This is a genomic window from Flavobacterium branchiophilum NBRC 15030 = ATCC 35035, assembly GCF_002217205.1.
Lineage (GTDB): Bacteria > Bacteroidota > Bacteroidia > Flavobacteriales > Flavobacteriaceae > Flavobacterium > Flavobacterium branchiophilum.
In genome coordinates this window covers 20,473-27,685 of the sequence record NZ_MUGT01000089.1, presented here as the reverse complement: position 1 = coordinate 27,685, position 7,213 = coordinate 20,473, and the positions used below count along the sequence as shown (strand labels likewise).

The window sequence follows — 7,213 nt, the reverse complement described above, 5'->3', positions numbered from 1 at the left end:
GCAAGTTGGGTTAAAATAAATAATATTTACTTTAAAAAAAAAAATAGTTTCAAATTGACATTTTCAAAATCCTTAATACAAATTGGAATATTATCAATTTAATTGTAACAAAAAAGATAAAAAAGTGTCTATTATATACTAGAAAAAAGGAATTAACGTTTTTCTCAAATTCAACATATAATATTACAACTCAAATCAAATGAAGTTTATTTTTTATACATTATTATTTTGTAGTACATTTTCAGTTTTGGCACAAAAGAAAGAACTAAAAACCCAATTCATATCCGAAAAAATAGTGATTGACGGAAAGCTTTCTGAGAAATCTTGGGAAAGTGCCACAGCTGGAACAGATTTTATTATGTTTGAGCCCGACAATGGCAAGCACATTTTGCCAGAAAAAAGCACTGATGTGAAAGTTTTATATGACAACGACGCTATATATATTGCAGCTTTATTGCTTGATGACGAGCCACAAAAAATTTTAAAAGAACTTACTCCTCGGGATGATTTTGGAACTGCCGACATTTTTGGCGTTTTTATTAATGGTTTTAATGATGGGCAACAAGATTTTAGATTTTTTGTTTCTGTAGCCGACACCCAATCAGATTGTGTGGCTTCAGATAGTCAAGGAGAAGATTATTCTTGGGATACCGTTTGGGATAGCAAAGCTGTGATTACAGACAAAGGTTGGGTTGTAGAAATGAAAATTCCTTATGCTGCATTGCGGTTTTCGAGCGAAAAAACACAAACATGGGGTTTCAACTTTTTTAGAATGATTAAACGAGCCAATCAAAAATATGTTTGGAACCCAGTAGATAACAAAATAGGTACTTTTACACAACAAAGTGGTATTTTGACAGGTATTGCAGATATAAAAACCCCTACTCGATTATTTTTACTGCCTTATTCGTCATTTTATTTGAATGCCAGCAAAGATTTAAAAACCAAAGGCACTCCAAAAGGAGGTTTGGATATTAAATATGGTATCAACGATGCCTTTACATTAGATGCCATTTTGATACCTGATTTTGGACAAACCAAATATGATAATAAAATATTAAACTTAACTCCTTTTGAACAACAATTTGATGAAAATAGGGCTTTTTTTACAGAAGGTACCGACTTGTTTTCAAAAGGTGGGCTGTTTTATTCACGACGTATTGGAGGCAGTCCAAGTTATACACTGGCTGATAATGAATCGTATATTGAAAACCCAACAAGTGTAGCCCTTATCAATGCTACAAAAATATCAGGACGTACAAAAGACGGTTTAGGAATTGGTTTTTTAAATGCGGTTACAGAACAAACTTTTGCCACAATTTATAATGCCGATACCAATCAAACTACATCCAAAACGGTGGAACCATTAACCAATTACAACATATTTGTTTTGGATCAAAGGTTTAGAAAAAATTCATCTTTTTCTATTATCAATACAAATGTTATGCGAAATGGTAATTTTAGAGATGCCAATGTTTCGGGCTTAATTTGGGATTTGAACTCAAAATCAAATACATTCAAAATTTCGGGAGATCTAAAATACAGCTTTGTAAATGATGACAACCGCAAAGACGGGGTGTCGACCAATATAGGTTTTGCAGATAATGGTGGCAAATACAGATACAATGCCAGAATTGGTGTGGTTACTAAAGAGTATGACATTAACGATTTAGGAATCAATTATGAAACCAATTATTATACCTTAAATGGCGGTTTCAATTATCGAACTTTGAAACCAACAAAACACCTTAACTCATTCAGAACCAGCCTTTTTGCAAATGCCCGTTGGCACAAAGAAACCAACAAAATACAAGAAAATGTGATTGATATTGTTAATGATTTTAACTCCAAAAACAATAATTTTTATGAGTATGGCATGGAAATAAAACCTTTTGAAAAATACAATTACTACGAACCCCGTGTGGCCAACAGATATGTTATCCAGCCAAGAAGTATTGAAAACTGGTTTTATCTTTCTACAAATTACAACTACAAATTTGCCATAGATTTCAATCCCTATTTGGTGTTTTTTGATACAGACAAGCAAACAACATTTGGGATACACGTTACTCCTAGATATAGATTTTCTGATAAATTTTCATTTCAAATACAACTTGATTACATCAAAGATACCAATATCAAAGGCTATCAATTTTTTGGAGATGCAGACAGCAATGCTACTACTGCTGATGTGATTGTGTTTGGGAATAGAAATGTAACTTCTTTGAATACCGCTGCTTGGATTAAATACTCGTTGAACAGCAAAATGACTTTAAATGCTTCTTTTAGACATTATTGGTCGTTTGTAGAAAATAAAAATTACCTAACATTGAATGACTTTGGAAGATTAGAACCATTGGATTATTTTAACAATCCACAAAATCAAGATTTCAGTTCTTGGAACATGGATTTGTCTTACAATTGGTGGTTTGCTCCAGGTAGCCAAGTATCCGTTTTGTATCGCAATAATGCGGCTGTATTTCAAAATGAAATCAACAAAAACTACAGTCAAAACATCAACCAATTACTCAACAACAATGCCCTTAGTCATGTGTTTTCAATTAGTGTAAAGTATTTTATTGATTATAATTTGGCAAAAAATTGGCTTTAAAATTTATAAATGTGCATTCAAAATAAAACAACAATTAATTTTTCATGACCATAATGGTAGCTCTAAATCCTGTGGCTAAATTCCAATAATTTGACGAAACCACACTTCCTTTGTCGTCATATACCTTGAGTTCTGCGGTGTTTGGCCCATAAAGCCCTTGATTGAGTGCTTCAAATTCTATTTTATTGAAACCCGTTTTCAAATTGATTTGAAATCCTTTGTAATAGGAATCTAACAAAATCTGACTTTCAATCATTTCACCATTGACATATACTCGAATCTGATCGCCATCGACCTCACCAAAATCTCGGTATTTGACATTTACATGACCTGAATTGGTATTGAAAGTGCCCAAATCTTGATTGCCACGAATGAGTTTGAAATTTTTGGAAACTTCATTTGCATTTTTGCCATTCAATTTGTCTATTAATCCTTCGTTTGGATTGGCAAAATGCTGTCCTGCCGACATATCTAACTGAGAAGGCTGTCCAATTTGCATCACATTTGATTTTTTTTCGTTAGAAAATGAAGTACTGGGTGTAAACAAAGGCGACGAAAGATCTACTTTGGACGAAGGTTCAAAAGGTGATGCTTTAGCTGGTACCTGTGGTTTTGGAGCTTCTGGTGCTTTAAATTTGGCTCCTGCTATTGGAAACGATTTTGATTTTGTTGCTATTTCTTTTTGGGCGTTTGCAAACCAAACAAAAGCAATATTACAAACGAGTACCATTAAATATTTCATGTGTTGTATCGATTTAATTTTTGTTATCAAGTGTAGGACATATTGTGCTGTCCCAAAATTTGATGCTGTAAAATTAAAAAAACACTAATTCAAATATCTTAAAATAATGATAAAATATTGAATTAGTGTTTTGAGTTTATATGCTCATAGATTGCAGCTTTTGCGTTAGGGATACCAGTTGAAATCCTTTTAGAAGCCCCCCAGCGCCCAAAAGGAGTGTGTTATATTGCACGAATATAGTTGCTGAATGTGGTTATCAAAAAAGACTATTTCACAATATTATACCAAATATATTTCTTTTGGAGTTCAATAAACGTTGTTTGAAACGGATAGCCCTACCCAAGTAGGAACGCCCAATTACATTACTTTTATTTATTGTTTATTTAGAATTGAGCTGTGTTTGGTATTACTTATTTTTCGAAAGATAATAAATAGGAATTCCCGAAAGCATGATTAAAACACCCCATCCACAAGTGTCAAACTTTGTTAGCAATAATACCAAGCACACTGCCGAAGCAATTATAATGTAAATAGCTGGCAAGTATGGATATAGGAATGCTTTATATGGTCTGTCGGCATTTGGCATTTTATGGCGAAGTATAAAAATTCCTAAAATAGTAAGTATATAAAATATTAGCACTATTATGACAACAAAATCCAGTAAATCTCCATATTTTCCTGTCAGGCATAAAGCCGAAGCCCAAATACATTGTGCCCACAAAGCCCATTCTGGCACACCTGCTGGGTTTAAATGAGCGGCTTTTTTCAAAAACAAACCGTCTTGTGCCATGGTATAATATACTCGAGCTCCTGCCATAATCAATCCATTATTACAAGCAAAAGTCGAAATCATGATCATCACTGCTATAATAATGGTACCTATATCGCCAAAAATATTTTTCGAAGCCACCACAGCCACCCGATCTGATTGGGCGGTTGCAATATCTTGTAGCGGTACTACCGCCAAATACATTAAATTTGCAACAACATATATTAACCCTACAATAAATGTTCCTAAAAACAAACTTAAACCTACATTTTTTTTGGGATTTTTAATTTCAGCAGCTATAAAAGTAACTCCTTCCCAAGCCACACTCGAAAAAAGTGAACCAACCATGGCTGCAGCAACCGCACCTACTAAGTCAAAACCTGATATAGGTAACCATGTAGCCGACTCTTTGCTATACGATTGTGTTATCCAAGCATTGTCCCAATTTTGTTGCCAAATGGTAGATTTTGCAGCTATGAAACCAAAAACAATCAATCCAAATATAGATACTATTTTTACAATTGTTAAAACAGTTTGAAGTATTTTTCCATCTTTTACTCCCCTACTATTCAAATATGTCAAGAAAATAATGGTAATGATAGAAACGATTTGAGCCGCATTAAGTTGAAAATTGCCTAAAGTAAAAAGGATATTTTCATCGCTAAATGGCTCATATAAATAGGCAGCAAATTTTGAAAAAGCCACACCAACAGCTGCAATTGTCCCAGTTTGAATCACTGCAAAAAAGCTCCATCCATACAAAAACCCAACTAATTGATTATAAGACTCTTTCAAATATACATATTGTCCGCCTGCATTGGGAAACATGGCACTCAACTCGCCATAACTCACAGCTGCAACCATAGTGATAACACTGGATAATAACCATATCATAATGAGCCAACCCGCTGAGCCAACCTGACGGGCAATATCGGCACTAACTATAAAAATCCCTGAGCCTATCATGGATCCTACAACGAGCATGGTACCATCTAAAAGCCCCAATTCTCGTTTGAAATTATCTTGATTCTCTACTTGCATATTTTTTTAAATTTTGGCTGAAAGGTACTCAACTTTTTTGAATTGCCAAAAAAAGATAGTTTTAATTTGATTTTTAAAAAAATACTAGGGTTTTAATTGAACAAAAAAATTAGTTTAATGCAAAAGGAGCACTTAATCGAAATCCAGGAATGGTAACTCTAAATTTTTTGGAGGTTGTAAAATTGATCATATTAAAAAAACCAGTCATAGCCCCAAAAGTAGAGGTTAGTAAACAACCCGAATGGTACATAAAAGTTTCGCCTGGTTTTATAATCGGTTTTTCGCCCACTACGCCTTCGCCATCTACCATTTCCAAATCGTTTAACGAATCGTATATTTTCCAATGCCTAGAAATGAGTTGCACAGAATCTTTACTGAAATTTTCGATGGTTACTTGGTAAGTAAATGCAAAATGCAAACGACAGTTTTTAAAGTAAGTTCCTTCAAAACTGGTTAAAACAGATATTTTGATGCCTTGAGTAATTTGGGTTACCATGATGATCGAATTGGAGTTGCTTTTATTTTTTCAAAATTATAAAAAAAATCAATTCAAAAACAAGTTTTCTGTTTTTTTTAATGGTAAAATCGTTTGAAATCATGTCAAATAATAAAAAATCATCTGATTTCAGTATCATAAATTTTTAGTGGAACTTATTATTAAAAAAAACAAATAATATTTATACGCTTTTTTTAATATCTAATTTATTATTTGTGTTGAATTGGCATCGCCTTTAGCTATTACTCTATCATACCTCCCGCCATTTTCTCTATAATATACCAAAACAGCATAATTATTTTCTGTTTGATAAAAATTGCCATCAACAGCGTGATCTTCATCAATAGTACCATCGGTATTTTTCAACACATATTGATAATTAACAAAACCTTGCTTAATCATTATGGCTTTTTCGTAATATCCTGTATCAGCATTGTAGTCCATTTTATTCTCGGGCGAAAACGCATAGTTGTTAAACATTCCGTTGATATAAATATCTTTTACACCCGAATAATTTGGTGCTTTTAATGTAAAAAACACCCAAGAATAGTCTGCCTCAATCGAGCTATTTTCTGCATTTAATCTTCTTATGACAAAGTTACCGTTTATATCAGGGTAAAATGTATAAGGAAACCTCGAACGATATGTATTAGCATACAAATGAGTATTATAAACGCCACTGTTTGAATCAACAAACGAAATTACATTTGTAGGTATTCTTATATCTTTTGAGTCAAAATACAAAAATTCATTTCCTGCCCAAAACTGAGTTTCTTTGTCGTATCTATAAATCAAATCGTTGCCAATTGTATATTGTGGTTTGATATTTGAAATAGCGTTTTGCCACTGTCCATTTTGCATCAATACAACCTTGACATTAGATAATGGGTTTTGAAAATTAAGTACATTAGAATTAATTGTAAAATCTAAATTGTGCTTGTAATTCAATTCCAATGTTTGCCTGGTTCTACGAACTTGCAATGCCACTTGAGCCATATTTTCATACAAAACCATTTTTTTTGCAAAAATGACTTCTTTATCTTCGTTTAATATTTTCAACATATAGTTGCCACTCAATTTTATTTGCGTGTTTTTGTTTGGAAAACTTATTTTATAATGCGAATATATTTGCAAGGTATTGAATGAGTTTGTATAATCCTGTATTCTCATGTCGTCAAAACCTAGAATGTATTCATTTTTTGACATTTCTGCTACTTTCCAATCATAATCACACATGGTTATCGAGTAATAATAATTGGCCTCATTGCCAAATAAGTCGTCAAATTCTAAACTAAAATTGTCGCCCAATTGAAAAAAAGGCGTAACATTTTGACCGTTTTGAACAAAAGTAACAGTTTTAATATTATAGGGCGGTGATATTTCTTTTTCAATTTGGGCATTCAAATTGAAAATTATTAACAAAAAAAATAAAGATACAATTTTTATCATAACGTTAGCATTAAGCAAAAACAAAATATCATTTTATTATAATTTCTATTTTAAAATGAACGATTATACAAATAACGTTAATTTTATTAAATTAATTGTATATTA

Annotated in this window: 5 protein-coding genes; 1 reads left to right on the top strand and 4 read right to left on the bottom strand. The window is 32.4% G+C overall.

Annotation, left to right across the window (positions count from 1 at the left end; genetic code table 11):
* Positions 1–199: 199 nt before the first annotated feature.
* Complete coding sequence (locus B0A58_RS10765; protein ID WP_089081065.1) at positions 200–2,611, top strand: DUF5916 domain-containing protein; 2,412 nt, start codon at positions 200–202, stop codon at positions 2,609–2,611.
* A gap of 34 nt (positions 2,612–2,645) precedes the next feature.
* Here B0A58_RS10765 and B0A58_RS10760 read toward each other — a convergent pair whose 3' ends face one another.
* The 4 genes from B0A58_RS10760 to B0A58_RS10745 form a co-directional block, all read right to left on the bottom strand.
* Positions 2,646–3,353, bottom strand: a complete 708-nt coding sequence (locus B0A58_RS10760) for a hypothetical protein (protein ID WP_133063128.1) — start codon at positions 3,351–3,353, stop codon at positions 2,646–2,648.
* Positions 3,354–3,759: 406 nt separating this feature from the next.
* A complete protein-coding gene (locus B0A58_RS10755; protein WP_089081063.1) occupies positions 3,760–5,163 on the bottom strand; it encodes an APC family permease in 1,404 nt (467 codons plus the stop codon).
* 109 nt (positions 5,164–5,272) lie between these two features.
* Positions 5,273–5,659 carry a Co2+/Mg2+ efflux protein ApaG gene (gene apaG / locus B0A58_RS10750; RefSeq protein ID WP_089081062.1) on the bottom strand — a complete coding sequence of 129 codons (387 nt, stop codon included), beginning with the start codon at positions 5,657–5,659 and terminating at the stop codon, positions 5,273–5,275.
* A gap of 201 nt (positions 5,660–5,860) precedes the next feature.
* Complete coding sequence (locus B0A58_RS10745) at positions 5,861–7,108, bottom strand: type IX secretion system plug protein (RefSeq protein ID WP_089081061.1); 1,248 nt, start codon at positions 7,106–7,108, stop codon at positions 5,861–5,863.
* Between the last annotated feature and the right edge of the window lie 105 nt (positions 7,109–7,213).